Origin of the sequence: Ditibartonella apis (assembly GCF_001952075.1) — a bacterium.
Taxonomy (GTDB): Bacteria; Pseudomonadota; Alphaproteobacteria; order Rhizobiales; family Rhizobiaceae; genus Bartonella; species Bartonella apis.
The window spans coordinates 120445-146340 of sequence record NZ_LXYU01000001.1; the positions used below are offsets into that span (position 1 = coordinate 120445).

At 47.1% G+C, this 25896-nt stretch carries 19 protein-coding genes and 2 pseudogenes; 7 read left to right on the plus strand and 14 right to left on the minus strand.

The genetic code is table 11. The features are described 5' to 3' along the window. Positions 1-16 precede the first annotated feature (16 nt). The 3 genes from recR to PEB0122_RS00560 are packed head-to-tail and all read left to right on the plus strand — an operon-like array spanning position 17 to position 2848. Complete coding sequence (gene recR / locus PEB0122_RS00550) at positions 17-622, plus strand: recombination mediator RecR (protein ID WP_075915222.1); 606 nt, start codon at positions 17-19, stop codon at positions 620-622. Positions 623-625: 3 nt separating this feature from the next. Continuing rightward, the gene (locus PEB0122_RS00555) at positions 626-1870 is read left to right on the plus strand and encodes a lytic murein transglycosylase (protein WP_075915223.1); all 1245 of its coding nucleotides are present in this window, start codon (positions 626-628) and stop codon (positions 1868-1870) included. After that, positions 1871-2848 (plus strand): cation diffusion facilitator family transporter, encoded by a 978-nt coding sequence (locus tag PEB0122_RS00560; RefSeq protein WP_075869747.1) that lies wholly within the window; start codon positions 1871-1873, stop codon positions 2846-2848. 320 nt (positions 2849-3168) lie between these two features. Here the strand turns inward: PEB0122_RS00560 and irrA are convergent, their stop codons facing one another. After that, entirely contained in the window at positions 3169-3594 is a 426-nt protein-coding gene (irrA, locus tag PEB0122_RS00565) for an iron response transcriptional regulator IrrA (protein WP_075913574.1), read from the minus strand. A 283-nt stretch (positions 3595-3877) separates the two neighbouring features. On the opposite strand from irrA, the gene fabA reads away from it, so the two are divergent. The 3 genes from fabA (at position 3878) to fabI (ending at position 6535) form a co-directional block, all read left to right on the plus strand. Next, on the plus strand, positions 3878-4384 hold the full coding sequence (gene fabA / locus PEB0122_RS00570; RefSeq protein ID WP_075869745.1) for a 3-hydroxyacyl-[acyl-carrier-protein] dehydratase FabA: 507 nt from the start codon (positions 3878-3880) through the stop codon (positions 4382-4384). Between the two features lie 64 nt (positions 4385-4448). Further along, a complete protein-coding gene (gene fabB, locus PEB0122_RS00575; RefSeq protein ID WP_075869744.1) occupies positions 4449-5669 on the plus strand; it encodes a beta-ketoacyl-ACP synthase I in 1221 nt (406 codons plus the stop codon). Between the two features lie 47 nt (positions 5670-5716). Then, positions 5717-6535 carry an enoyl-ACP reductase FabI gene (fabI, locus tag PEB0122_RS00580; protein ID WP_075869743.1) on the plus strand — a complete coding sequence of 273 codons (819 nt, stop codon included), beginning with the start codon at positions 5717-5719 and terminating at the stop codon, positions 6533-6535. A gap of 526 nt (positions 6536-7061) precedes the next feature. Here fabI and PEB0122_RS00590 read toward each other — a convergent pair. From PEB0122_RS00590 to rpsO, 3 genes and pseudogenes are all read right to left on the minus strand, one after another. Further along, a complete protein-coding gene (locus tag PEB0122_RS00590; RefSeq protein WP_075915224.1) occupies positions 7062-8063 on the minus strand; it encodes a class I SAM-dependent methyltransferase in 1002 nt (333 codons plus the stop codon). Between the two features lie 537 nt (positions 8064-8600). Beyond that, positions 8601-10736, minus strand: a pseudogene (gene pnp, locus PEB0122_RS00595) (polyribonucleotide nucleotidyltransferase); the annotation flags it as partial. 210 nt (positions 10737-10946) lie between these two features. Beyond that, entirely contained in the window at positions 10947-11216 is a 270-nt protein-coding gene (gene rpsO / locus PEB0122_RS00600) for a 30S ribosomal protein S15 (protein WP_075869739.1), read from the minus strand. 526 nt (positions 11217-11742) lie between these two features. On the opposite strand from rpsO, the gene PEB0122_RS00605 reads away from it, so the two are divergent. Then, positions 11743-13374: an MFS transporter gene (locus PEB0122_RS00605; RefSeq protein ID WP_075869738.1), complete on the plus strand. Its 1632-nt coding sequence runs from the start codon at positions 11743-11745 to the stop codon at positions 13372-13374. 571 nt (positions 13375-13945) lie between these two features. Here the strand turns inward: PEB0122_RS00605 and truB are convergent. The 10 genes and pseudogenes from truB to lnt form a co-directional block, all read right to left on the minus strand. Continuing rightward, positions 13946-14908: a tRNA pseudouridine(55) synthase TruB gene (gene truB, locus PEB0122_RS00610; RefSeq protein ID WP_075869737.1), complete on the minus strand. Its 963-nt coding sequence runs from the start codon at positions 14906-14908 to the stop codon at positions 13946-13948. Positions 14909-14914: 6 nt separating this feature from the next. Further along, a complete protein-coding gene (gene rbfA / locus PEB0122_RS00615; protein WP_075869736.1) occupies positions 14915-15313 on the minus strand; it encodes a 30S ribosome-binding factor RbfA in 399 nt (132 codons plus the stop codon). A 186-nt stretch (positions 15314-15499) separates the two neighbouring features. Then, positions 15500-18133 (minus strand): translation initiation factor IF-2, encoded by a 2634-nt coding sequence (gene infB / locus PEB0122_RS00620; RefSeq protein ID WP_075869735.1) that lies wholly within the window; start codon positions 18131-18133, stop codon positions 15500-15502. Next, positions 18130-18763 (minus strand): annotated as a pseudogene (locus tag PEB0122_RS00625) (RNA-binding protein). The gene infB and the pseudogene PEB0122_RS00625 overlap by 4 nt, the downstream one beginning before the upstream one ends. Before the next feature lie 17 nt (positions 18764-18780). After that, on the minus strand, positions 18781-20433 hold the full coding sequence (gene nusA / locus PEB0122_RS00630; protein WP_075913582.1) for a transcription termination factor NusA: 1653 nt from the start codon (positions 20431-20433) through the stop codon (positions 18781-18783). A 42-nt stretch (positions 20434-20475) separates the two neighbouring features. Next, positions 20476-21168 (minus strand): ribosome maturation factor RimP, encoded by a 693-nt coding sequence (gene rimP / locus PEB0122_RS00635; RefSeq protein ID WP_083650190.1) that lies wholly within the window; start codon positions 21166-21168, stop codon positions 20476-20478. A 196-nt stretch (positions 21169-21364) separates the two neighbouring features. Continuing rightward, entirely contained in the window at positions 21365-22084 is a 720-nt protein-coding gene (trmB, locus tag PEB0122_RS00640) for a tRNA (guanine(46)-N(7))-methyltransferase TrmB (protein WP_075915225.1), read from the minus strand. Continuing rightward, positions 22084-23352, minus strand: coding sequence for a methionine adenosyltransferase (metK, locus tag PEB0122_RS00645; RefSeq protein ID WP_075915635.1), 1269 nt, complete (start codon positions 23350-23352; stop codon positions 22084-22086). Before metK ends, trmB begins: the two co-directional genes overlap by 1 nt. A 321-nt stretch (positions 23353-23673) precedes the next feature. Beyond that, on the minus strand, positions 23674-24087 hold the full coding sequence (locus PEB0122_RS00655) for a helix-turn-helix domain-containing protein (RefSeq protein ID WP_075915227.1): 414 nt from the start codon (positions 24085-24087) through the stop codon (positions 23674-23676). 133 nt (positions 24088-24220) lie between these two features. Beyond that, on the minus strand, positions 24221-25831 hold the full coding sequence (gene lnt, locus PEB0122_RS00660; RefSeq protein ID WP_075915637.1) for an apolipoprotein N-acyltransferase: 1611 nt from the start codon (positions 25829-25831) through the stop codon (positions 24221-24223). Positions 25832-25896 lie beyond the last annotated feature (65 nt).

The following is a 25896-nucleotide window of genomic DNA, read 5'->3' on the forward strand; positions in this document are numbered from 1 at the left end:
TTAAAAGAGTTTATCCATGTCAAAGCATCTTGCGGGTCCAGAAATAGAAAAACTTATCCAACTTCTTGCACGTGTTCCCGGCCTTGGGCCACGTTCGGCAAGACGGGCTGCTCTTTTCCTGATCAAGAAAAAAGAAGCTTTATTGAAGCCGCTAGGCCTTGCCATGCAGGATGCTGCCGAAAAAATACGCATCTGTTCGGTCTGCGGTAATGTGGATACATCCGACCCGTGTTCAGTTTGCACCGACCCGAGGCGGGATCAATCCACGATCATTGTTGTCGAAGATGTCTCCGATCTGTGGGCGCTGGAACGGGCGGGCACCATGCAGGTCAAATATCATGTTCTGGGCGGACACCTTTCACCTCTTGATGGCATCGGACCGGATGATCTCAACATAGCAAGCCTTGTCAACCGCGTGGCTGAAGGCAATGTCAAGGAAGTAATTCTCGCGGTCAATGCGACGATTGAAGGCCAGACAACGGCCCATTATCTTACTGACCAACTTCATTCCTATCCTGTAAAAATTACCCGTCTGGCACATGGCGTTCCTGTAGGCGGAGAACTTGATTATCTTGACGACGGCACTTTGGCTGCGGCGTTACGAGCAAGGACGAGTCTTTGAAGAATGTTGAAAACGTTCGGTTTTTTTACAGCATTTATCGTTCTGTTTGCCGCTTTGGTGGCAAATGCCCCGGCTATCGATCGGGACGCGATCAATGGGCAATTTAACAATTGGCTTAACAAGGATTTTTATAACGACGCTCTCAAATCGGGAATTTCGGCAGGAACATTTTCGGAAGCCCTTTCCACAGTCACACCCAATCTCGCATTACCCGACCTTGTGATTCCAGGAGAAAAACCGAAAGCGCAAAAACGCCAGAATCAGGCCGAATTCAGCGCACCGGCCAATTATTTTTCGGCAAAAACACTTGCCCATCTTATTAGCGATGGCAAAACACAATTATCCCAAAACCGCGGAGCCTTAAAAAAAATAGAAAAACAATATGGCGTTCCGGCCTCGATTGCACTTGCCATATGGGGACGGGAAACCAATTATGGTAATGTCAAAATTCCCTATAATGCTTTTGAAGTTCTCGCGACCAAAGCGTTTATGAGCACACGAAAAGACATGTTCAAAACCGAGCTTATTGCTGCATTGTCCATTGTACAGGGCCATTACATGGATGCGGCTTCCATGAAAAGTTCGTGGGCTGGGGCTTTAGGTCAACCGCAATTCATGCCAACGTCCTATTTGAAATATGCTGTCGATTTTGATGGTGATGGCCATCGCAATATCTGGACGTCAACACCGGATACTCTCGCATCTATTGCAAACTACCTCAAGCTTAACGGTTACAAGGCGAATGCCGGCTGGGGCTATGAAGTCAAAGTTCCCGAAACTGTCGGCTGTTTTCTGGAAGGGCCCGATCAAGGCAAAATGTTAAGTGAATGGCAAATGCTTGGCGTGTTACCGCAATCTGATAAAAATGTCCCCGCGCTTGATAAAAGCCGTCCACTTTATCTCCTTATGCCTGAGGGGCGTCTGGGACCAGCCTTTCTTGTAACCGACAATTTCTATGTGTTGAAATCCTATAATATGAGTGACCTTTATGCGCTTTTTATCGCCACGGTCTCGGACGGAATTGAAGGGAAAGATGGCTTTATCGAGCCGTGGCAAAAAATCGACGAGCTTTACCAGTCGGACGTTTTGAACTTGCAAACAAAATTGCAATCCCAAGGATATGATATCGGCAAAGCTGATGGGTTTGCGGGCTTCAAAACCCGCCGTTCCATTGGCTTATGGCAGCAAAAACACGGACAGAAACCGACCTGTTTTCCGAGTCGTTCTTTAATTGTGGACATTCGCTAAATGGCATCACATTCCGGTTCCAAAACAGTCATCTATGCGGCACTCGCAGGTAATCTTCTCATTGCGCTTACCAAATTCGTTGCCGCTTCTTTCACCGGTTCGTCGGCAATGTTGTCAGAAGGTGTGCATTCGATTGTAGACACCGGCAACGAATTATTATTACTGCATGGTTTGAGACGTGCATCCATTCCCCCCGATCGGGTCCATCCATTCGGTCATGGACGGGAGCTTTATTTCTGGAGTTTTATCGTTGCCTTGCTGGTCTTTGCGCTCGGCGCCGGCGTATCGTTTTTTGAAGGAGTTTTACACGTTCTAAACCCTGCGGAAATTCATAATGTGACTGTCAACTACATTGTACTGGGTCTATCAGTATTCTTTGAAGGAACGTCATGGCTTTTGGCTTTGAGACATTTTCGCCGCACTAAAGGTAAACTCGGCTATCTGGCGGCTGTTCACCGTTCCAAAGATCCAACCGTTTTTTCCATTCTTTTCGAGGATAGTGCCGCACTTTTGGGAATTGCGATTGCTTTAAGCGGCATTACCGCCTCGATTCTTACCGGCAATTTTATTTTTGATGGTATCGCTTCGCTCGGAATTTCCGTCATCCTTGCCGTCACTGCAATCTTTCTTGCAAGGGAATGTAAAGGACTACTTCTCGGCGAGGCCGCCCTTCCCGAAGTGCAAAAGGCAATTTTCAACATTGTTTCTGCCGATCCAGATGTGCAGAAAGTCAACGGAATTATCACCCAACAGATGGGTCCCAATCAGGTGGTTGTCAATGTCAGCCTCGAATTCGAGGACAAACTGACAGCCCCGAAGATAGAAGAATGTGTTCTGCGTATTGAAAGAAATCTCGCTGCGGCAAGACCGGAAGTCGTCGGATTTTTCGTAAAACCGCAGACGGCCGGAATCTGGGCAAGACGACGGGAAAAAATTGAAGCAAATCACGAAGACAATAATGATAGTGATGAAGAGTAGAAAATAGTCGGGCAGTTTCTAAAAACTACCGATTTTGCCGTTTTTAATTCAACAAAATAAAATTTTAAAAATATACTGTTATTTCGGTAACATAATAACCTTCATGTCTTCGACATACTCAACTATGAAGCCGAACAAGATACAGGTATTCGGTAAAATAGTGAAAAACGCTGTTTTCCGTTTTTAACAGAACCGGCTATGCTTTATGCTGCAAGTGCTGCATAAATTTGCTTACAGCACAACAAAAGTTCCGGTTCATGCCACCGGAATTCTGTTCATAAATATGGTGTAAAAAGATAGTCCGTATTTTACTGTCGGACTTAATCTTTCGGGCGCAATCTTACGATGAGATCGACGTGCGAAATTTCCATGCCTTCCGGCGGTTCGGGCAAATTGCCGACAATCGGCTTTCCTTCAGGACCAGAAGGGATATCGACAATTTCATTTTCGCCTTCAAGAAAAAAATGATGGTGGTCGGATATATTGGTGTCAAACCAGGTTTTCGAACCTTCGACGGCAATAATCCTCAAAAGTCCGGCATCGGTGAATTGGTGCAAAGTATTATAGACGGTTGCAAGTGAGACTGGTACCGACGCTTTGACCGCTTCGTCATGCAATTCTTCGGCGGCAATATGGCGGTTACCTTTGGAAAACAACAAATCCGCCAAGGCCAAGCGTTGTCGTGTCGGCCGCAAACCCTTTTCACGTAAGCGTTTTTCCAATTCCACAAGCGAATGATAAATCACTATTTTCCCCGTGTTATCTGGTAATGCCCACCATCTTTACCACAGCTTGTATATATTGAAAAGCATTTGCAATCAAGTATACTTGATTGTTATCATCATCTTTAAATAAATGGTTTTTCAACTTATACGCGCGTTTTGTCGCAAATTTCAAAAATAAAATGGATGAAGAAGGTGTTTTGTCATCAAAAACTGTCGAAAAACGGTTCCAACATTGTTGAATATGCTCTAAGAGTATGTCGTAAAAAGCGCTAAGAGTTAAAAAGTGCTGACGGATGGAGTAACAATGGCTGAACAAAAGTCTAGCTACACGTATGAAGAGCTTTTAAGCTGCGCACGCGGCGAAATGTTCGGAAAAGGCAACGCACAATTGCCGGCTCCACCAATGTTGATGTTCAACCGTATTACAAAAATCAGCGAAAATGGCGGTGAACACGACAAAGGTTTGATTCGTGCCGAATTCGATATCAATCCGGATCTATGGTTTTTTGCCTGTCATTTTATTGGCGATCCGGTCATGCCTGGCTGTTTGGGGCTTGATGCCTTGTGGCAACTTACAGGTTTTTTCCTCGGTTGGTTGGGGGAACCCGGTAAGGGACGCGCTATCTCGACGGGGGAAGTAAAATTTTCCGGAATGGTTACCCCGAAAACAAAACTTGTCGAATATGGAATTGATTTCAAGCGTGTCATGCGTGGCCGGCTTGTGCTCGGTATTGCCGATGGTTTTGTCAAAGCCGATGGTGAAATAATTTATAAGGCTGCCGATTTGCGCGTAGCCTTATTCAAGGAATAGCAAGCATTCTTTCAGATAAACAAAGGTTGCAAGCTTTTGTTTACGGAAACCCAAGGAGACACTGATGCGTCGAGTAGTTGTAACCGGTATGGGAATTGTCTCATCAATCGGGAATAACCCTGAAGCAGTCCTTAACAGTTTGCGCGAAGCGAAATCCGGTATCAGTTTTTCGCAGGAATACGCAGATCTGGGGTTCCGCAGTCAGGTTTACGGCATGCCGCATATCGACATTGAAGCATTGGTTGATCGTCGTGCTATGCGTTTTCACGGGCGGGGAACTGCCTGGAACCATATTGCAATGGATCAGGCAATTGCCGATGCAGGCTTGTCATCCGAGGAAGTTTCAAATCCGAAAACCGGTATCATTATGGGCTCTGGCGGGCCTTCAACACGGACAATCGTCGACTCGGCCGATATTGCACGCCAAAAGGGGCCCAAACGCGTTGGTCCCTTCGCAGTGCCGAAAGCTATGAGCTCGACTGCTTCGGCAACATTGGCCACCTTTTTCAAGATAAAAGGCGTCAATTATTCGATTTCCTCCGCCTGTGCGACATCCAATCATTGTATCGGCAATGCTTACGAACTGATCCAGTTCGGCAAGCAGGATCGCGTTTTTGCCGGTGGTTGCGAGGATCTTGATTGGACGCTGTCGGTCCTCTTTGACGCTATGGGCGCCATGTCGAGTAAACGCAATGCAACCCCCGAGAGTGCTTCACGTGCTTATGATGTCGGTCGTGACGGCTTTGTCATCGCCGGAGGTGCCGGCGTTCTGGTGCTTGAAGAGCTGGAAGTTGCCAAAGCACGTGGTGCAAAAATATATGCCGAGATCGTCGGATATGGCGCTACATCCGATGGCTTTGATATGGTAGCTCCATCAGGTGAAGGGGCAGAGCGCTGCATGCGCATGGCTTTATCAACAGTCAAAAATAAAATTGATTATATCAATCCACATGCCACATCGACTCCCGTCGGTGATCCGCCCGAAATAGAAGCCATCCGCAAGGTCTTTGGTTCGGGTGATTCATGTCCGCCAATTTCGGCAACGAAATCGCTGACCGGCCATTCACTCGGAGCTGCCGGCGTGCAGGAAGCAATTTATTCCCTTCTTATGATGAAAAATAATTTCATCTGTGAAAGTGCTCATATTGATGAGCTTGATCCGGCGTTTGCGGATATGCCGATTGTACGCAAACGTCTTGATAACCAAAAACTGAACACAGTCCTGTCAAATACTTTCGGCTTTGGCGGAACCAATGCAACGCTGGTTTTCCAGCGTTACGAATAAACCGGACACTTTCGTTGAGAGAGTGCCACAGGCTTACGGAGAATATGATGGAAGGTTTGATGAAGGGCAAGCGCGGCCTCATAATGGGCGTCGCGAACGACCATTCAATCGCCTGGGGAATAGCATGTCAGCTCGCACAAGCGGGGGCTGAACTGGCTTTTACCTATCAAGGAGATGCATTTGGAAAGCGTGTCCGCCCCTTGGCAGAAAAACTCGGATCCAAGCTTCTGCTTGAATGCGATGTCGAAAATATCGATTCAGTCGATGCTGTTTTCGATCGACTGGAAAAAGAATGGGGTACACTCGACTTTGTCGTCCATGCGATCGGTTTTTCGGACAAATCGCAGCTCAAAGGACGCTATGTCGATGTAACAACACGTGAAAACTTCAGCCGGACAATGGTTATTTCGGCTTTTTCCTTCACTGAAATTGCCCAACGTGCAGGAAGACTGATGCCTAACGGCGGTGCATTGTTGACCTTGACTTATGGTGCGTCACAGCATGTCGTGCCAAATTACAATGTCATGGGCGTTGCAAAAGCTGCACTTGAATCGATGGTGCGTTATCTGGCAGCCGATTTCGGGCCACAGAATATTCGCGTCAATGCAATTTCTGCGGGTCCTGTTCGCACGCTCGCCGGTAATGGTATCGGTGCGGCACGAGCTATCTTCTCCTATCAGAAACGCAATGCACCTTTGCGGCGCACAGTCGATATCGAGGAAATCGGAAAATCGGCTCTTTATCTTCTCTCTGATCTTGCTTCCGGCGTTACCGGTGACATTCATTATGTCGATTGCGGCTATAATATTATGTCTACGCCGATATTGGAAGAACTCAAAGAGAGTGAAGAATCACGCGGCGAGTAATTTTCGCCGCGTTCTATTTTCGGGATTGGTGGCATATGCTTTGAACACGTTTATTGCTCTACTGATGCTCTTCCTTTCAATTCGCCATTCTTAACAGGCTTTCAGCCCCGGCAACTCCGCTTCTAAAAATTATTCCCGTATCGTGAATAAACCGGCCTTCACACCAACCGACGGGCGAGCATTGTCATTGTTATGCCGACATTGATTGCTGCATTTACCCTCGTGCTCAGACATCCGTTTATAAAAGTACAGCCTCGGGCGCTAAAGTCGGTCGGAACGCTATTGGCAATTGTATTTGTTGTCAGAGCAATTGGTGAATTCCGTTTGGTCGGATTTTTCAAATCTCTCACTGTTAGCGAATTGGCGTTTTAAAATTCGTGTTTTATTCACTATTTTGTCTTTTGATCGGTTGGATTTTCTTTTTCCTGACTTGGCGCTAAATAGCCAGTCACGACAACTCCGACGAGCGTTCGGTCAATTAGGGATGTATTTTTTTACTCTTCCCTGCGTGCCTTCCTTTAAAACGTTATTTACGCGCTTCAATCACTTTAAATCCGTTCTGCTCTTCCAGAACCAAAACTTTTCGGAAACATTTTTGCAAAGTCGCTTCATAGGGCAATTGCCGATTGGCCACCATGAGAAAACACCCTCCCGGTTTTAACCGTCGAGCAGCAGTTTCGATGAATTTTTGTCCGAGCGAGACATCTGCCGCGCGTCCGTCATGAAATGGCGGATTTGACAAAATTGTATCATAAATTCTTTCAATCGGCTCGCGTGTAATATCCTGCCACAGATAATCAATCGTTATTCGATTAGAGAGCCTGCCCAGATGCATTTTTGCAGCAGCAAGGGAATTGTAGTCGGCCTCATAAAGATCAAGCTCGCCGAGCTTTTTAGCCTCCTTTATCGCTTCATAGGAAAGATAGCCCCAGCCGGCACCAAAATCGGCCGTCTTGCCGAAGACAACTCTATCCATATATTTGACCAACATTTGCGAACCTTGGTCAATGCGTCCATTCGAAAACATGCCTGCTTGTGTTGTAAAACCGTCATCAAATGACTGTGGACGTTCAATGAGCGTTTCCAGCAATTTTTCATCAAGCTCTTCAGGCACAGTCAACCAGAAAACAATTCCATGCGCTTTTGAAAGCTTTTGTTCTACCGGAACAATGACATTAACCCATTTCATAAAAGATGAAGCGCCGGAAGATTTATCCCCGCTTACCACAATTGTGCCACCGGCTTTCACCACGCGCAAAAGCGTAAGAAAACGGTTCTGGTTAAATTTTTTATGCTTGTTAAGTTCTAGCAAACCACCAGAAAATATCTTCTTTTCATCAGACATTTCGGGCAAACATTTGAAACCGGCTTCCTGAAAATTCAAAAAATCTGCCCGCCAAGGCTGGATAATTTCGATTGATTTGACCCACTCTTTTTCCGGTTTTTCTGTCAAACCGAAAGCACACCAGAAATTATCCGGTTGCGGGAGTCCGATAACACCCTGACGAAAAGGCAAGAAAACCGACATTTCAAGCTCGCTTTTTTAAATTCGCTTTTTAAGAAAGCCACATATTTCTCCTTTATCGTCCTACTGAAAAAGGTGCAATTTTAAAATCGTAACTAGGGTGACTACACACTATCCATTCGAGAAAATGTGCAGGAATTTTCGCTTATCCTTGATAGGCGAATTCTGTCACTCGCATTGCCAGTCGTTTCGTAGTTTTGCACTTTTTAAAAATGCTTTACCTGCAAATTTTACGAAACAGCCTAAAGATTAATCTGTCTCGTGCATTGCGGAAGAGGCTCAATTCAAGAGAGATATGGGGTTAGAATTGTCAAACAAAAAGCCGCTCATAAAAGCGGCTTTCCGATTTTTCAGAATTCTGAATTCCAAAGACTACTCTTTGTCTTTATCAGCATTCTTCTTGCGACGATGTTTCTTTTCGGGCTTATCGGATTTTTCATCCTTTTCGCCTTTATCGTGTTTTTCACTCTTTTCACCATTGTCGTCATGGTGTTTTTCAGTCTTTTCATGCTTTCCATGTTTTTCGGCATGGTCGGCATCTTCAGACTTTGGGGTTTCTTCGCGCGGGATTTCCTGCCCTGTTTCCTGATCGACAACTTTCATCGACAGGCGAACTTTGCCACGATCGTCAAATCCCATGAGTTTGACCCAAACCTTCTGCCCTTCCTTGACAACATCGGTTGTCTTGTTAACGCGTTCGGGAGCCAATTGTGAAATATGAACCAATCCATCACGCGGACCAAAGAAGTTGACGAAAGCACCGAAATCGGCTGTTTTCACAACAGTACCCTGATAGATCTGGCCAACTTCCGGCTCATCGACGATGGAATGGATCCAGCGTTTGGCAGCTTCAATTGTTTTGGCATCGGAAGATGCAATTTTGATTGTGCCGTCATCTTCGATATTGATCTTGGCACCGGTTTGCTCGGTAATCTCGCGGATAACCTTACCGCCGGAACCGATAACATCGCGGATCTTGTCGACCGGAATATTCATCATCTCGATACGCGGAGCATATTCACCCAGTTCGGAACGTGCGCCGGTCAAGGCTTTGGCCATTTCACCAAGAATATGGATACGACCTTCTTTTGCCTGTCCGAGAGCAACTTTCATGATGTCTTCGGTAATGCCGTTGATCTTGATATCCATCTGCAAGGCTGTGACACCATTTTCCGTACCGGCAACCTTGAAATCCATATCGCCAAGGTGGTCTTCATCACCAAGAATATCGGAAAGGATCGCATAACGGTCGCCTTCCTTGATGAGCCCCATAGCAATACCGGCGACAGGATGCTGCAGCGGAACGCCCGCATCCATCAACGCCAAGGATGTACCGCAAACGGTTGCCATGGACGACGAGCCGTTAGATTCGGTAATTTCCGAAACGGCGCGGATTGTGTAGGGGAAACTTTCCTGCGAGGGAAGCATCGGATGGATTGCACGCCATGCAAGCTTTCCATGACCGATTTCACGACGCCCCGGAGAACCGATACGGCCGGTTTCACCAACTGAAAATGGCGGGAAGTTATAATGGAGAAGGAAGGTTTCCTTATACATTCCGGTGAGCGAGTCGATATATTGTTCGTCTTCACCGGTTCCCAATGTTGCAACAACGACTGCCTGTGTTTCACCACGGGTAAACAATGCAGAACCGTGGGTGCGCGGCAAAATGCCGACTTCCGTATAAATCGGACGGACTGTTTTCAAATCACGACCATCAATACGGCTGCCGTTATCAAGAATATTCCAGCGGACAATTTTTGCCTGCAAATGCTTGAAAACTGTTGCGATTTCTTCCGAATTATATTCCGGTTCTTCTTCGCCTTCCGGCATGAATTTCGCGTCAACCTTGGCTTTCACCGCATCAACAGCAGCATAACGTTCCTGCTTGTCGGTAAGTTGATAGGCCTTACGCAGATCCTTTTCGGCGAATTTGAGCATCTTCTTTTCCAGATCACTCAGATCTTCCGGAACAAATTCGCGCGGTTCCTTGGCAGCAACTTCGGCAAGCTTGATAATTGCATCGATAACCGGTTTGAAACCGTTATGACCGAAAATAACAGCACCGAGCATAACATCTTCGCTGAGTTCCTGTGCTTCCGATTCAACCATCAAAACAGCATCGGATGTGCCAGCAACGACGAGATCAAGCTTCGATTCCGGCATTTCGTCGATATTCGGGTTCAGCACATATTTGCCGTTGATATAACCAACGCGTGCCCCACCAATCGGCCCCATGAACGGAACACCCGAAAGGGTCAGGGCAGCCGAAGCTGCGATCATTGACAAAATATCGGGGTTGTTTTCAAGGTCATGTTGCAAAACAGTGATGATGACCTGTGTTTCGTTTTTGTAGCCTTCGGCAAAAAGCGGGCGGATCGGACGGTCGATCAAACGTGAAATCAATGTTTCGCCTTCGCTCGGACGACCTTCGCGTTTGAAATAACCACCCGGTATTTTACCGGCTGCATAAGTCTTTTCCTGATAATTGACTGTGAGCGGGAAAAAATCCTGCCCGGGTTTGGGTTCCTTTTCAGAAACCACCGTGGCGAGAACGATTGTTTCGCCGTAAGTTGCCATAACTGCACCATCAGCCTGACGCGCAATTTTGCCTGTTTCAAGAGTCAGCGGGCGGCCTGCCCAGTCAATCTCTACTTTATGAGTGTTAAAAAACATTTCTTGTCCTTGATTAACCGTAAAAGGTACCTTCACCTTGTTAACGGTTCAGTTCTTTGGTCATGCCATGGGCAAGACAACGAGGCGCATCCGACTTCTTTCCCGATGCGACCGGCAATCCTGCCCCATGACGGTTCCTCTTTTTCGCCAGCTTTTTCAAGTTGTCGAAATTGAAAGGCGGGAAACCACATAATTTCCCGCCTTGATTGTTTAGCGACGCAAGCCGAGCTTGGAAATCAACGACTGGTAACGCTTTTCATCGACACCGTTAAGGTAATCGAGAAGGCGACGGCGTTGGGAAACAAGTTTCAAAAGACCACGGCGGGAATGGTTATCCTTTTTGTGGGATTTGAAATGCTCGGTCAAATTGGCAATACGTTCAGACAAAATAGCAACCTGTACTTCCGGCGAACCTGTATCGCCTTCCTTGGTTGCATATTCTTTGATCAAAGCCTGTTTACGTTCAGCAGTAATCGACATCGGTTCATCCTTTCAAAAAAAGTGGGACATTGAAGACGCCCCGGCCGGGATGTCGTCCAGCTAGGGTCTATGAATCGGCAAATGCAAAAAGCACATGCACGGTGGCTTCATATATAGGAATTATACTTGAATTACTAGTCCTACCTTTTGTTCACTAAAGTTTTCGACTATTTTCGCTTTGCTATTCTCTTTCTCTCGCAAACAATGAGAATTCAGGCAATTAGCAAAAACGTAGACAATGAGCAGAAAAAGCTATTATCTGCCACTCTTCACGAATTCTCTTTGAAATAAAAGCATTTACTTACCGAATTCGGTTTCCAGTTCTTTTTGAATAAAATAATTTCTCTCTCAATATCTCAAAAATATACAAGCATTCTCTTATAGTCGAATAGCGTAATCAGGCATTGTTGATAACAATAAGTGTGCAGATTTTCACAAGCCGATTGGAATGACGTTACTTGACACTTGCGGCTTCAACGGCGCTCACTTAGATTGGGTGCAATAAAAGTCCAATTTCCGGGAACCGATGCAGCAAAAAAGCTCGACACTTGCGCCATTCAAAAGCCAGGCTTTCAGAAGTCTGTGGGCGGCAACGCTTGTTTCAAATCTGGGTGGGCTTATCCAGACAGTCGGGGCCGGCTGGATTATGACATTAATCAGCACGTCCCATTCAATGGTGGGGCTTGTTCAGGGCGCCAACACATTACCGGTTGTGATTTTTTCGCTTCTCGCCGGTGCTCTTGCCGATAATTTCAACCGTCGGCAGATCATGATTACCGCGCAATTGATGATGATGGCTGTTTCAGTTCTCCTTGCCGTTCTCACCTGTTTCGGTCTCTTGACGCCGTGGCTCCTTCTCGCCTTTACATTTCTGATCGGCTGTGGCTCGGCTCTTTATAACCCCCCTTGGCAAGCAACGGTGGGAGATATTGTGCCGCGTGAAGATATTTCTGCGGCGGTCACATTAAATAGTGTCGGCTTCAATTTGATGCGCAGTGTCGGGCCTGCAACCGGCGGTGCAATTGTTGCGGCCTTTGGTGGCGCGGCAGCTTTCGTCGTCAATGCTTTCAGCTATATTCCGCTTCTTGGTGCGCTGTTTTTCTGGAAACCCGATTACGCAAATAACGGTTTGCCGCGCGAAAGACTCGTCGCAGCAATGTCTGACGGCTTACGTTATGTTTTCATGTCACCGCATCTTTTAAACATCATGACGCGGGCCTTCATGTTCGGCCTTGGTGCGATATCGGTTCTTGCACTTCTTCCCATTATTGCCCACGAAAAGCTTGATGGCGGGGCGCTCATTTACGGAACATTGCTTGGTTCTTTCGGCGTGGGAGCTATTGCTGCCGGCATTATCAATTCCTGGGTAAGGCGGCGCTTTCCCTCGGAAGCGATTGTTGCCGGTTCATTCATCGGCTATGCGCTATCTTGTCTGTTGCTCGCTTTGAGTGACTCGTCAATCATTGCCCATATTGTCCTTTTTCCGGCCGGCATGTGTTGGGTTCTGGCACTTTCGCTCTTTAATGTTTCAGTGCAATTATCAACACCTCGCTGGGTTGTTTCACGAGCCTTGGCTCTTTATCAGACATCATCTTTTGGTGGCATGGCCGTCGGAAGCTGGTTATGGGGAAGTCTTGCTGACAATTATTCGCCCGTCATTGCGCTTTATATATGTGCTGCATTCCTTATTGTTGGTGCATTGATGGGATTTAAATTCACCATCTTTGAAATACCGAGCATCAACCTTGACCCGCTTGATCAATTCCGCGAACCGGAATTGCATCTCGACCTTCAGGCCAGAAGCGGCCCGATCATGATTCTGATCGACTACGAAATCAAGGACGAGAACATTCCGGAATTTCTTGAAACAATGTCGTTGAGGCGTCGCATCAGACTGCGTGACGGTGCCAGGCAATGGACGCTATTGCGTGATCTCGAACACCCGAACCGCTGGGTTGAAACCTACCATATGACGACGTGGGTGGATTATTTGAGGCACAATCGCCGCCGCACCAAAGCCGATGCCGACGTAACAGAAAAACTTCGCAAGCTGAGCGAAATTCCGGAAGGCATGCGCGTTCACCGCATGATCGAACGTCACACTGTGCCGGAAGCCAACCAGATACAAGTCAAGCACTCGGCCCATCATCTGCACTGAACCGGTATCTAACGAGAAAATAAATAAGCGTGCTTTTTAAAAACTGGTCGAGCGCCACATAACTTGTTGTCCGCCCCTTCTCCGATTTTGATGATAATCCGGAATCGGTACGTCAAGGAAAACAGCATATTTGCCAATTCCATCCTTGTTTCCAATTCTACCCCTGTCTAAAGCTACATCTACAATATATCTGCAGCGAGCAAACACTGAATTCGGTTTTTTAAATTAATATTTTGAATATGGGGAGGTATGGTCGGCTTAATTGATAATTCTGTTTCTTCTCAATTTACTGTCCCACCCTCTCAACAGATTATTATATCCTTCAAAAGGACAGTTTTTGGTAAGCCGACATATGTGCAAAATATCGATTGTGAAACACAAATTGGGTGTCGAACTATCTGATGTTTTGGCAAAATTATTGGCGAGAGTTGTAACAAGCCGGATAGCCGGTGTTTGCCGGAGCCTGCTCCGACAAAATCAACTATTTCCGCCCCCAAAAAAACACCCATTGACTAAAATTCGTTAAATGGGCCGATGGCGAAACACCTATCTTTTTTAGTTTTTTATGAAATCAGCCGATTGTGAAAACACGCTTGGGCTTGAACTGGCCTTTTTCGATCATACCGATTGCCAGCAATTTTCCCTTATGCGTTGCACAAACCTCATCTTCATCAACAGGTGCGTCACGCCCGCGCAATAAAACGGGGTTTCCCATTCGCACACGATAAGCCTGTTCATCACTTAAGGGATATTGGGGCAGAAATTCGAGTGCTGCACCAGTTTCGATCAAAAGTTCATCCAGAGCCGAGAAATCGCGTGGCGGATAGATGCCATTCTCGTCGGCCTCACCTCTATCCGGCGCTGCAGCCTCCAAATCTTCAAGGCTAACAAAATCATCTTCGACGAAAGGCGAAACTTCGATGCGCCGCAAATTAGCAATATAGCCATAGCACCCGAGTTCTCTTCCCATGTCGCGAGCAAGAGCACGCACATAAGTCCCTTTACCGCATTCCACCTCGAAAATCGCATTGCCTTCCGGTGTCATATCAATGAGTTCGAGGCTGTCGATTTCAACTTCACGTGCTGGAATTTCGATTTTTTCACCTTCACGTGCCAGATCATACGCACGATTGCCATCAATCTTGATGGCAGAAAATTGCGGCGGGGTTTGCAGGATTGTGCCAATATAATGAGGCAAAATCGATATTATTTCCTCTTTGACCGGGCGCTTGGCGGAAGTTTTTGTGATTACACCTTCCATGTCATCGGTATTGTGTTCTTCACCCCAGGAAACTGTAAAGCGGTAAACCTTTGTACCATCAACAACATAGGGAACAGTTTTTGTGGCTTCTCCCAAAGCAATTGGCAACATGCCCGAAGCAAGCGGGTCAAGTGTTCCGGCGTGACCGGCTTTTTCGGCCTGAAACAGCCATTTGATTTTGGAAACGGCCTCGGTCGACCCCATGCCCTCCGGCTTATCGAGAATCACCCAGCCCGAAACCGGACGGCCTTTTTTCTTTCGCTGACGCGCCATAAAATTCTATTCCTTTTCCTCGTCATCGTGATGAAGATCACGGGCCACTTCCGGCGAATGCAACAAGGCATCGATTTTTGCAAAATTGTCAAAACTCGTATCCACCTTGAAACGGAATTCCGGCATATATCTCAATTGCCGCAACTGGGGCCCCAACTCGCCGCGAATAAATCTCGCGTGATGATTAAGCGCTTTTACAACCTCTTCTGCATCAGCATCGGCAAGTGGGGCGACAAAACAGGTTGCAACGCGTAAATCCGGAGACATACTGACTTCGGTTGCACTAAGCACAACACCGTCAAGTACCGGATCCAGAATAACTCCGCGCTGGAAGATGGAAGCAAGAGCATGGCGAACCTGTTCACCGACACGCAATTGCCTTTGGGACGGACCAGCATGTTTCATAGCTACTACCTTTGATTTTTCGGGCGCATATTTTTAAGATCAATCCCCCGAAATCTTGCCGAACGATCAATTCGCATCGAATTAAAGCGGCCAACCACCACTCGAAAACCGGCGCAACTTTCGTTCATCAGACGGGATTTTCCGTTTGGCCATATCTTTCAATAATATGGCCAAACATATGTTGAATTAGAGCGAGCGTTTAACGGTTTCAACGCGGAACGCTTCGATAATATCTCCAACGCGAATATCATCGTAATTCTCGAAGGCCATACCGCATTCCTGACCGGCAGGAACTTCGGCAACCTCATCTTTAAAGCGTTTCAAAGTCTTGAGCTTGCCTTCATGGACAACAACATGATCACGGATAAGGCGGACACCCTCGCCACGCTCCATCTTGCCTTCCGTAACACGGCAACCTGCGACCTTTCCAACTTTGGAAATGTTGAAGACTTCGATAATCTCTGCATTGCCAAGGAAAGTTTCGCGCCGTTCCGGCGTCAACATGCCCGACATTGCTGCCTTCACATCGTCAACAAGATCATAAATGATATTGTAATAACGAATTTCGATGCCTTGGGCTTCGGCTGCATCACGTGCCTGACTATTGGCACGAACGTTAAAGCCGATAATGGCAGCATTGGATGCTGCAGCCAATGATACATCGCTTTCCGTAATACCACCGGGAGCGGCATGGACAATGTGGGCGCGCACTTCGTCATTACCGAGTTTTTCAAGCGCTGAGGTAATGGCTTCGACAGAGCCCTGAACATCCCCTTTGATGACCAGAGGAAATTCTTTCATGCCGCTCGTCTGCATCCGGTTCATCATCTGTTCAAGCGAACCGCGCGAGCCTGCCTGCCGCGCAACTGCCTTCTCACGGGCAAGACGCTGACGATATTCGGCAATCTCGCGTGCCTGTGCTTCATTGGCGACAACTGCAAAACGGTCACCAGCCTGCGGTGTGCCTTGCATACCGAGAACTTCAACCGGCATTGACGGAGTTGCCGCTTTGATATGGGCGCCACGGTCATTGATAAGGGCACGAACACGTCCCCATTCATTGCCGGCAACGATAATGTCGGAAGGATGCAATGTGCCTTTCTGGATCAGAACCGTTGCAACGGCACCGCGACCGCGATCAAGCTGTGCTTCGATAACAACACCTTCGGCCGTACGATCAGGATCGGCTTTCAAGTCGAGAATTTCCGCCTGTAACAAAATTGCTTCAAGAAGCTTGTCGATATTCTTGCCGGTTTTTGCCGAAACTTCCACTTCCAGTGTGTCACCGCCCATGCTTTCGACGAAAACTTCATGCTGCAACAATTCGGTTCTGACCTTTTGCGGATCGGCAGCCGGTTTATCAATCTTGTTGATGGCAACAATAATCGGCACACCGGCAGCTTTTGCATGGTGAATGGATTCAATCGTTTGCGGCATGACACTGTCGTCAGCTGCAACAACCAGAACCGCAATATCGGTCACCTGCGCACCACGGGCACGCATCGCCGTAAAGGCCGCATGTCCCGGTGTATCGATAAAGGTGATCTTCTGTCCCTTCTGTTCGACCTGATAGGCGCCGATATGCTGGGTGATACCACCCGCTTCACCAGCCACAACATTGGCATGACGGATGGCATCAAGAAGCGATGTCTTGCCGTGGTCGACGTGCCCCATAATGGTAACGACAGGTGGGCGCGGTTTGAGCTTTGCCGGATCATCGGGAACATTGAAGAGACCTTCTTCAACATCCGATTCAGCAACGCGTTTTACCGTGTGGCCGAATTCTTCTGCAATCAATTGCGCCATATCCGCATCAATCACATCACCGGGCTTCAACATCTGCCCCTGTTTCATCAGATATTTGATGACGTCGACAGAGCGTTCGGTCATACGTTGGGCGAGTTCCTGAATAGTAATGGTTTCAGGAATTGTCACTTCGCGGGAAATCTTTTCGCGCGGTTCCTGCATCTGCGAGCGTTTGAATTTTTCTTGGCGCCGACGCATAGCAGCCATTGAACGGCCACGTGAATTGCCTTCCTCGTCAAGTGCACTGCTCAATGTCAGTTTGCTGCGGCGGCGCTGTTCGCCACCCTTTACTGCTTTTGGAGCACGTACCTCGGATTTATTGCCACCGCCACGACGCGAGCGACGATCATCCTCGTCATCATCAACAATATTACGTTTTGCGACAGGAGCCGCTGCACGTTGTTTGGTAACGGGTGCAATATCAAGTTCAATCGGTCGGTTGGCCGCCTGCTTGTCGGTTTTAGGACGATAGCCATCCTTGACCTTATGGACTTCATGCTTTTTAACTTCCGGCTTGTGAGCTTCAGTTTTTTCAGCTTCATGAGCCGCACGAGCTTTTGCATCCTCTTCCGCCTGCTTGCGTAAAAGTTCTTCGCGCTCTTTAGCGCGTTTTGCTTCTTCCGCCTGACGACGCTTGGCTTCTTCCTGAGCACGTTTATGCTCTTCTTCCTCGAGCTTATGTTGTTCTTCGGCGTGAAGACGGGCTTCTTCCAGTGCACGCATACGTGCTTCCATTTCAGCCGAGGAAAGATTGCTATGCGGGTGCTGCAAGGAAACTTTGGGAGCCGTTTCTGTACGTGGCTTCGCTGTCTGGGCGACACGCGGTTTGGTCACAACGTGCTTGACTTCGACCTTTTCATCCGGACGGGTAATCTTGCGCCGTTTCGTTTCGACAACGACCGCCTTTGTACGTCCGTGACTGAAATTCTGCTTGACTGTACTGGTTTCAATCCCCGGGAGTTTCAAGGTCAGCGTTTTCTTGGCTGTTTTCTTGTCGTTATTGTTTTCCGTCATTCCGTTTCCTTCACGGCTTCTACCGTCTTCTTTTCCGGCCTAGTGCTTCCCGTCGCGGTAGGCAACAAGTCTTTGCACTGTTTTGATGAATCCTTGTGCAAGCTTCAAATTCAATAATGCAGCATGTACCACAGGATTATCACCAAAAGCCACACCCATTTCATCACTGTTGAATAAAGTTACAACCGGAATGTCTTGCTTATCCGGTCGCTTGACCGAGTAAATTGCTTGTTCAATCTTGCGTTTACCATCAAAAGCGGCTTCTTTCGAATGTAAAACAAGACATGCTTCACCTGAACGTATTGCCTGTTCAACTTTGGTTGCACCGGTGACAACAGCACCCGCCTTTCGAGCCAGAGCAAGACGACCGAGTGCCGCTTTGACCAAAAGTTTGTCCACAAGTTCGACAAGCCCCTGATCCACGATAATATCAGTCTTCAGGCTATGTGTAAAAGCCTTGCGTTTTATTGCTTCTTCAAGAACAGATTTCGAGGCGGAAATCCAGGCTCCCCGCCCCGGCAAATCGGCTTTGATATCAGGCACAAGATGACCGTCAGGTCCGGCAACAAAGCGGATAAGCTCGTGAGCATCACCACTTTTTCTTGTCAGGATACATGTACGGTCATTCATCAATCAGTTCATCTTTCCTATTCAGCCGGCGTTTCTGTTTCGGCAGTTTTTGTAGAATCTTCAGATGTTGCCGCTTGTGTATTTTCCTCAGCCCCATCGTTCTCTTCCGGCTTATGAAGATCTTCTTCTGTCATCCAGCCGGCTTTCAAACGGGCAGCGACAACCATTGCTTCGGCATCGGCGCGACTTATATCGAACGGTGTAAGAACACCGGCAAAATTCTGTGTTTCGCCATCTTTACGTTCGCGCCAACCGGCCAGATCATCAACGGCATAACCGGCAAAGTCCTCAATCGTTTTGACGCCATCCTCACCGACGGCAACCATCATCGCCGTTGTCATTCCCGGCAATTCACGTAATTCGTCGGAAACACCAAGTTTCTTACGTTTCTTGTCGAGTTCGGCTTCCTGTTTATCGATATAGTCTTTCGCACGTTGCTGGATTTCGGAAGCGGTTTCTTCGTCAAACCCTTCAATCGAGCTGATTTCATCCGGATCAACATAGGCAATTTCTTCAATAGAAGCGAAGCCTTCGGAAGCAAGGACCTGTGCAACCATCTCGTCAACATCCAGAGCTTCCATGAACAATTTGCTACGTTTTGCAAACTCTTTCTGCCGATTTTCGGATTCTTCCTGTTCTGTAAGGATATCGATATCCCAGCCTGTCAATTGCGAAGCAAGACGGACATTTTGACCACGCCGTCCGATTGCAAGGCTAAGCTGGTCATCAGGCACAACAACTTCGATACGTTCTGCATCTTCATCAAGAACAACTTTAGCCACTTCTGCCGGTTGCAAAGCGTTAACAATAAATGTTGCTGCATCAGGAGACCACGGGATAATATCAATCTTCTCGCCCTGAAGTTCGTTGACAACAGCCTGAACGCGGCTACCACGCATACCAACGCATGCGCCAACCGGATCAATCGAGCCATCGCGCGAAACGACGGCAATCTTTGCACGTGAACCGGGATCACGGGCAACCGACTTGATTTCGATAATGCCGTCATAAATTTCCGGAACTTCCATAGTGAAAAGCTTGGCCATAAATTGCGGATGGGTACGCGAAAGGAAAATCTGCGGCCCGCGTTGTTCGCGCCGGACATCATAGACATAAGCACGAATACGATCGCCATAACGGAACGACTCACGCGGAATGAGTTCGTCACGACGAACAATTGCCTCACCACGTCCCAGATCGACAATGACATTGCCATATTCTACGCGTTTGACAGTGCCGGAAACAATTTCGCCAACCTTATCCTTATATTCCTCGTATTGGTGATCGCGCTCTGCCTCACGCACTTTCTGGACGATGACCTGCTTGGCCGACTGGGCAGCAATGCGCCCGAATTCCATTGGCGGCAGCGGATCCGACAAGAAATCGCCGATTTCAGCATCAGGTTTGCGTTTTCTTGCGTCTTCCAGAGAAATCTGTGTCGCATAATCGTCAACCGTGTCGACAACTTCCAGCAAACGCTGCAACTTGATTTCGCCGGTTTTGGAATTGATATCGGCACGGATATTGGTTTCCTGACCATAGCGTGACCGCGCAGCTTTCTGGATGGCATCAGCCATTGCAGAAATGACAATTTCACGGTCAATCGACTTTTCGCGGGCAACGGCATCTGCGATTTGCAGAAGTTCAAGCCTATTAGCGCTTACAGCCATTGATTCTCTCCTTCTTTGTGCCGCTTCACGGCATCGACTAAGTTATTTCTTTTCCGGCTTGGACTTTTTTCGACTGTCCCCGCCTTTCAAACTCTTTTGTGTCTTACCCGAATTCTCCGGTTTTTTAGAACCGCTATCGGGCCCAAGATCATCATCCGGAATGAGCTGCTGACGCAACGCTTTGTCTTTTGCCAGTGCATCACGGATAAGATCATCGGTCAAAACAAGATGCGCATCAGCTATCTCGCTGAATGGAACTCGCACAGCCAAAGCTTCGCCATAGGCTGCCTTATCTGTATTGAGAACAAAACCATCCTCGTCGACATCACTGATTGTCCCGCGAAATTTCTTTCGCCCATCTATCATTCCAGTTGTTTCTATTTTTGCAATATGGCCTTGCCAACGCGAAAAATCGGATTTTCTGACGAGTGGACGATCAATTCCGGGCGAAGAAATTTCCAGATGGTATTTTCGCTCAATGATATCTTCAACATCAAGAATAGGAGAAACGACACCACTGACTTCCTCGCAATCCTTGATTGTCATTGTACCATCGCCACGTTCGGCCATAATTTGCAAAGTAAGCCCATTAAGACCGGATAAGCGGACACGAACAATCCGGTAGCCAAGAGGTCTTAACACAGGAGCAACAATTGCAACGACACGTGCTTCAACGCCTTTTTCTTCAAAAAGACGTGGTTCATCCAAATCAATTGCTTGTCCGCTCTCGCTCATACCCAACTTTTCCAAATATAAATCAAACCATTCCGGTAACAAAAAAGAGCGGGCTCGGAAAACCCACTCTTCATCAAATGATCAAGAATTTTCTATAATATACACCTGATGAATTTTGTTTTCAAGTAGAACATTTCGAATGTTTAAGACTGTTCTTCAGGCAATATTTCCGCCCGATAATTTTGAAGAGTTACCTCTATTTTCTGACAAATGTGAGATAAGCGGGTACGCGCCCTTCCCGCAATGCCTTTTCTTCATAGCGCGTTCCCGGCCAGGCTTCAAAAGGCAATTTCCAATCTGCCGACCCATTGGCTGACCAGATAAAATCCGGATGATGTGCACAGTGAAAAAGTGTCCAGTTCACATAAGTATCAATATCGGAAGCAAACCGGAACTTGGCTCCGGATTTCAAAACACGCGCAAAACGATCGAGATTCTTCATATTCACGAAGCGGCGTTTCCAGTGTTTCTTCTTCGGCCAAGGGTCAGGATAGAAAAGATCTATTCCGGCAATTGATGATGGCGGCAACCAGTCGAGCAACCGTGTGGCATCATCATCATAAAGCCGTATATGTTTCAATCTTTCTTGATTATCTTCCAAAGCACCGAGCATTTTGGCCATTCCGTTAATGAATGGCTCGACACCGATAAAACCGGTTTGAGGGAATCTATCCATTTCATGGGCGAGATGTTCGCCACCACCAAAACCGATTTCAATGCGTATATCTTCGTAATTGTTTTTTGCGTCTCCGGAATTATTGAATAGGTCGGCGAGCCTTTCAGGTGCAGGCGTTGACAAATCCAATGCAAGAACGGGAAGCAATGTCTCTTCGCGTTTTATCTGGGCAGCACGCAATGCCTTTCCCCGACGTCGTCCAAAGAAAGCCTCGCTTGCCCGTTCTTTATATCCGTCCATTACGCCGCCTTGATTGCCTCTTTCAGCGCCTTGACGAGATTTGTCCGTTCCCACGAGAACGAGCCGTCCCGCCCCGGCTTGCGGCCGAAATGACCATAAGCAGATGTTTTTGCGTAAATTGCTTTATTGAGTTCAAGATGCTTGCGGATTCCCGATGGAGACAAATCCATAACTTTGCGGATTGCAGCTTCGACAACACCTTCATCAACTTTGCCGGTTCCATGCAGATTGACATAGATCGAAAGAGGTTGTGCGACGCCGATTGCGTAAGAAAGTTGGATTGTGCAACGATCGGCAAGTCCGGCCGCAACGACATTCTTGGCAAGGTAGCGTGCTGCGTAGGCCGCCGAACGGTCAACTTTGGTGGTATCTTTACCGGAGAATGCACCACCGCCATGAGGAGCTGCACCACCATAAGTATCAACAATAATTTTACGCCCGGTAAGACCGGCATCTCCATCCGGACCACCAATAACAAATTTTCCTGTCGGATTGATATACCAATTACAATTGTCTGCAATTTTTATATCGCTCAATGCTTGACGGATATATGGTTCGACGACAGAGCGCACTTTCTTTGAATCCCATGTCGGATCAATATGTTGGGTAGAAAGAACAATGGAGACCACTTCTACCGGTTTGTCGTTTTCATAACGAACAGTTACCTGACTTTTTGCATCCGGTCCAAGCTTGCTTGCTTCGCCTTCGTCAAGATGGCGGGCAATCGACAATGTTTCGAGAATTTTATGGGCATAGTAAATTGGTGCCGGCATCAAATCCGGTGTTTCCCTACATGCATAGCCAAACATGATGCCTTGATCACCTGCACCTTCTTCTCCCTGTCGGTCGGATGCGTTATCGACGCCTTGGGCAATATCTGCAGATTGGGAATGCAACAAAACATCAATCTTCACTGTTTTCCAGTGAAAGCCTTCCTGTTCGTAACCGATTGCGCGAATTGCACGACGAGCAGCCGAACGGAAGCGTGACGGGTTGATAACCGGATCTCCCTTCTTGTCATGGACAAGCTTGCCATTTTTATCTTTTTTCAGAAGTGTATCAGGCACGCGGACTTCGCCGGCGATAATAACCCGATTTGTGGTTGCCAGAGTTTCACAGGCAACACGGACAGACCATGGATCAACACCCGATTTGGATGCTTCCTTATAGATCATATCGACAATTTCATCCGAAATACGGTCACAAACTTTATCGGGATGACCTTCCGATACCGATTCACTGGTAAAAAGATAATTCTGATGAGACACGGGAAACCCCTCTAGAAAGACGACGTTTGCATTCTTTCCGGATACTCCAAAAAGAAAAACGACAATTGCTTTATTTGCCAAGCTTGTCGAATTGCGTCAATGCCGTTTTAGCGTGAACCATGAAATAAATGTGATATTCGCCATTCGGAATAACAATTTTGATATGTAAGCGACCAGTTGATCAGGCCTACTTGAAAAATAATGAAGCGACCTAGGCACAGAAATTTCTTTAAAAAAATCAATAAATTTCAAATTGGATTTAAAATGATCAATCGAAAATACCGTTTGGAATTTTTCCCGCGTTTTCAATAAAGAATGCATCTACAAGGAATTCGATTTTTCGTCTTCAGAAAGTGCTTTTGCCAAATCGATGATTTTGCGCCGGACTTTCGGATCCTTGATATTGGTAAAAGCACGCAGAAGCTGAATTCCCTCATTACTCGAACAAAAATCCATGAAATTATTATCTCTCTCATAAAAACTTTCCGACGTACGGGTGCCCGGCGCTTCCTCGAAAAAATAGGATACCGGCACATCAAGAATTTCGGAGATCGCCTGAAGGCGGCTGGCACCGACACGATTGGTGCCCTTTTCATATTTTTGTATCTGCTGGAAGGTAATGCCGAGCTTCTCCCCCAATTTTTCCTGACTGAGCCCAAGCATATTTCGCCGTAGTCTGATGCGGCTTCCCACATAAACATCAGTCGGGGCGGGTATTTTTTTGGGTGCGGACATGATCTAACTTTCTCGCGTCAATACTTATCCATCTTCATAAGTCTATAAACAAATGCAGATGATCTTGTTATTTAGGGGTTTTAGTATCGGTCCCCCGCTGGAACCAATTTTCATGCGCATAACACCCCATTGATTAGCACTTGTCAATCGAGTGTCCATTTTTTACAAACCCAAACATTAAACTTAATATCAGTATAACAAAAAATATCGTGAAAGGTTGAATAAATTTTGTTTTCGTGTTCCATATCGGAACAATGGAAGAGGGTATTGGCGCATCAATTAAACCGATTTTATCGAGGTCCAAACACCGCACGATTCGCCCATAGGGGTCAACGACTGCCGAAATTCCATTATTGGCTGCACGTATAAGTGGAATTCCCATTTCAACAGCACGTAAACGCGCCTGATCGAAATGCTGGTATGGTCCCGGTGTGACACCAAACCATCCGTCATTGGTAACGTTTAAAATCGCTTGAGGTTTTTCACCTTCATAGTTCATACCATCAGGAAAAATCACCTCATAGCAAATCATCGGTAGAAAGACAAAACCATCCGGCATCTTCACAGTTTTTCGTATCGGTGTGCTACTGTACCCCCCTGCCATTACAGCCAATGCATGAAGACCTATTTTGTCAAAAAAACTCTGGAAGGGCAAATATTCGCCAAACGGGACAAGATGCACCTTGTCCGAAGACGACAGAATATTGCCGTTACCATCAATTGTTTCAATTGTATTGAAATATTTATTGTTTTCGTCATTCGGTGCGCCACTGCTCCGAACTGCCCCGACAATTGCCCATTGATCCGGTTCGAGAATGGAAGCGATGCGCATTTTTGCTTCCGGCACATAGTCCAGTATATAGGGCACTGCGGTTTCCGGCCAAACAATATAGGCAGGTTCATGCGCACCATTTGTGAGCGGTTTTTCGCTCAGTTGCATATGCGCATCGAACATTGCATAGCGAACCTGATTGTCAAGTTTCTCGTCCTGTTTAATGGACGGTTGTATGAGTCTTACCCACGTGTTGGCATTGTCATAGTCATTGATCGGAGGTGCTTCATAAAGCCGGATAGCACCGAACCCCGTATGTGCACCAAAAAGAATAACGCCGATTATTAAGGCAAGCCACCGGTGGTTTTTGTCAAAAAAAGTGGCTGGCATTGAATAAAGAAGCACGGCGAGCGCATTCATTCCGTAAAGACCAACCACTGCGTCGGATTGCATAAAAAGCGGTGTCGGCATAATTGTGTAGCCAATTGCATTCCAGGGAAAGCCGGTAAACAAAGTGGAACGCAAATATTCGGCAATACCGAGAGCGAACGCCAAAGCGAACAGACGGGATAGCCCCTTTTTCCAAAACAGAATAACAAGCCCGCCTGCAAGCCCCCAGTAAAGCGCAAGATAAAACGGAAGCCCGAAAATTGCTAAAGGAATGGCCCAACCAAAGCTTATGGGGTCGACCAGCATGGCACTGGAAAGCCACCAAAGACTGAAAACGAAATAGCCGAAACCAAAGCTGAAGCAAGTCAGAAAGCCGAGCTTGAAGCGCTGCTTCAGACTGGAGGCGACAGCAACCTTATCGAGCAACAAAACCAGAACGGGGAAAGTAACAAAAGCCAGCGGGAAGAAGTACAAAGGCGCAGTTGCAAGAGCTGTTATTCCACCACAGACAAAGCTTACAAAATGCTGTTTCGAGCCTTTAAGCTTTCCGATGTAAGTGGTTAGTCCTGCCAAAATCTGCATGTCCGGTTTCCCCCACTTGCCTTTTACCTCTGGAATTTCAACATCCGACAAGAAGATTGATTGTG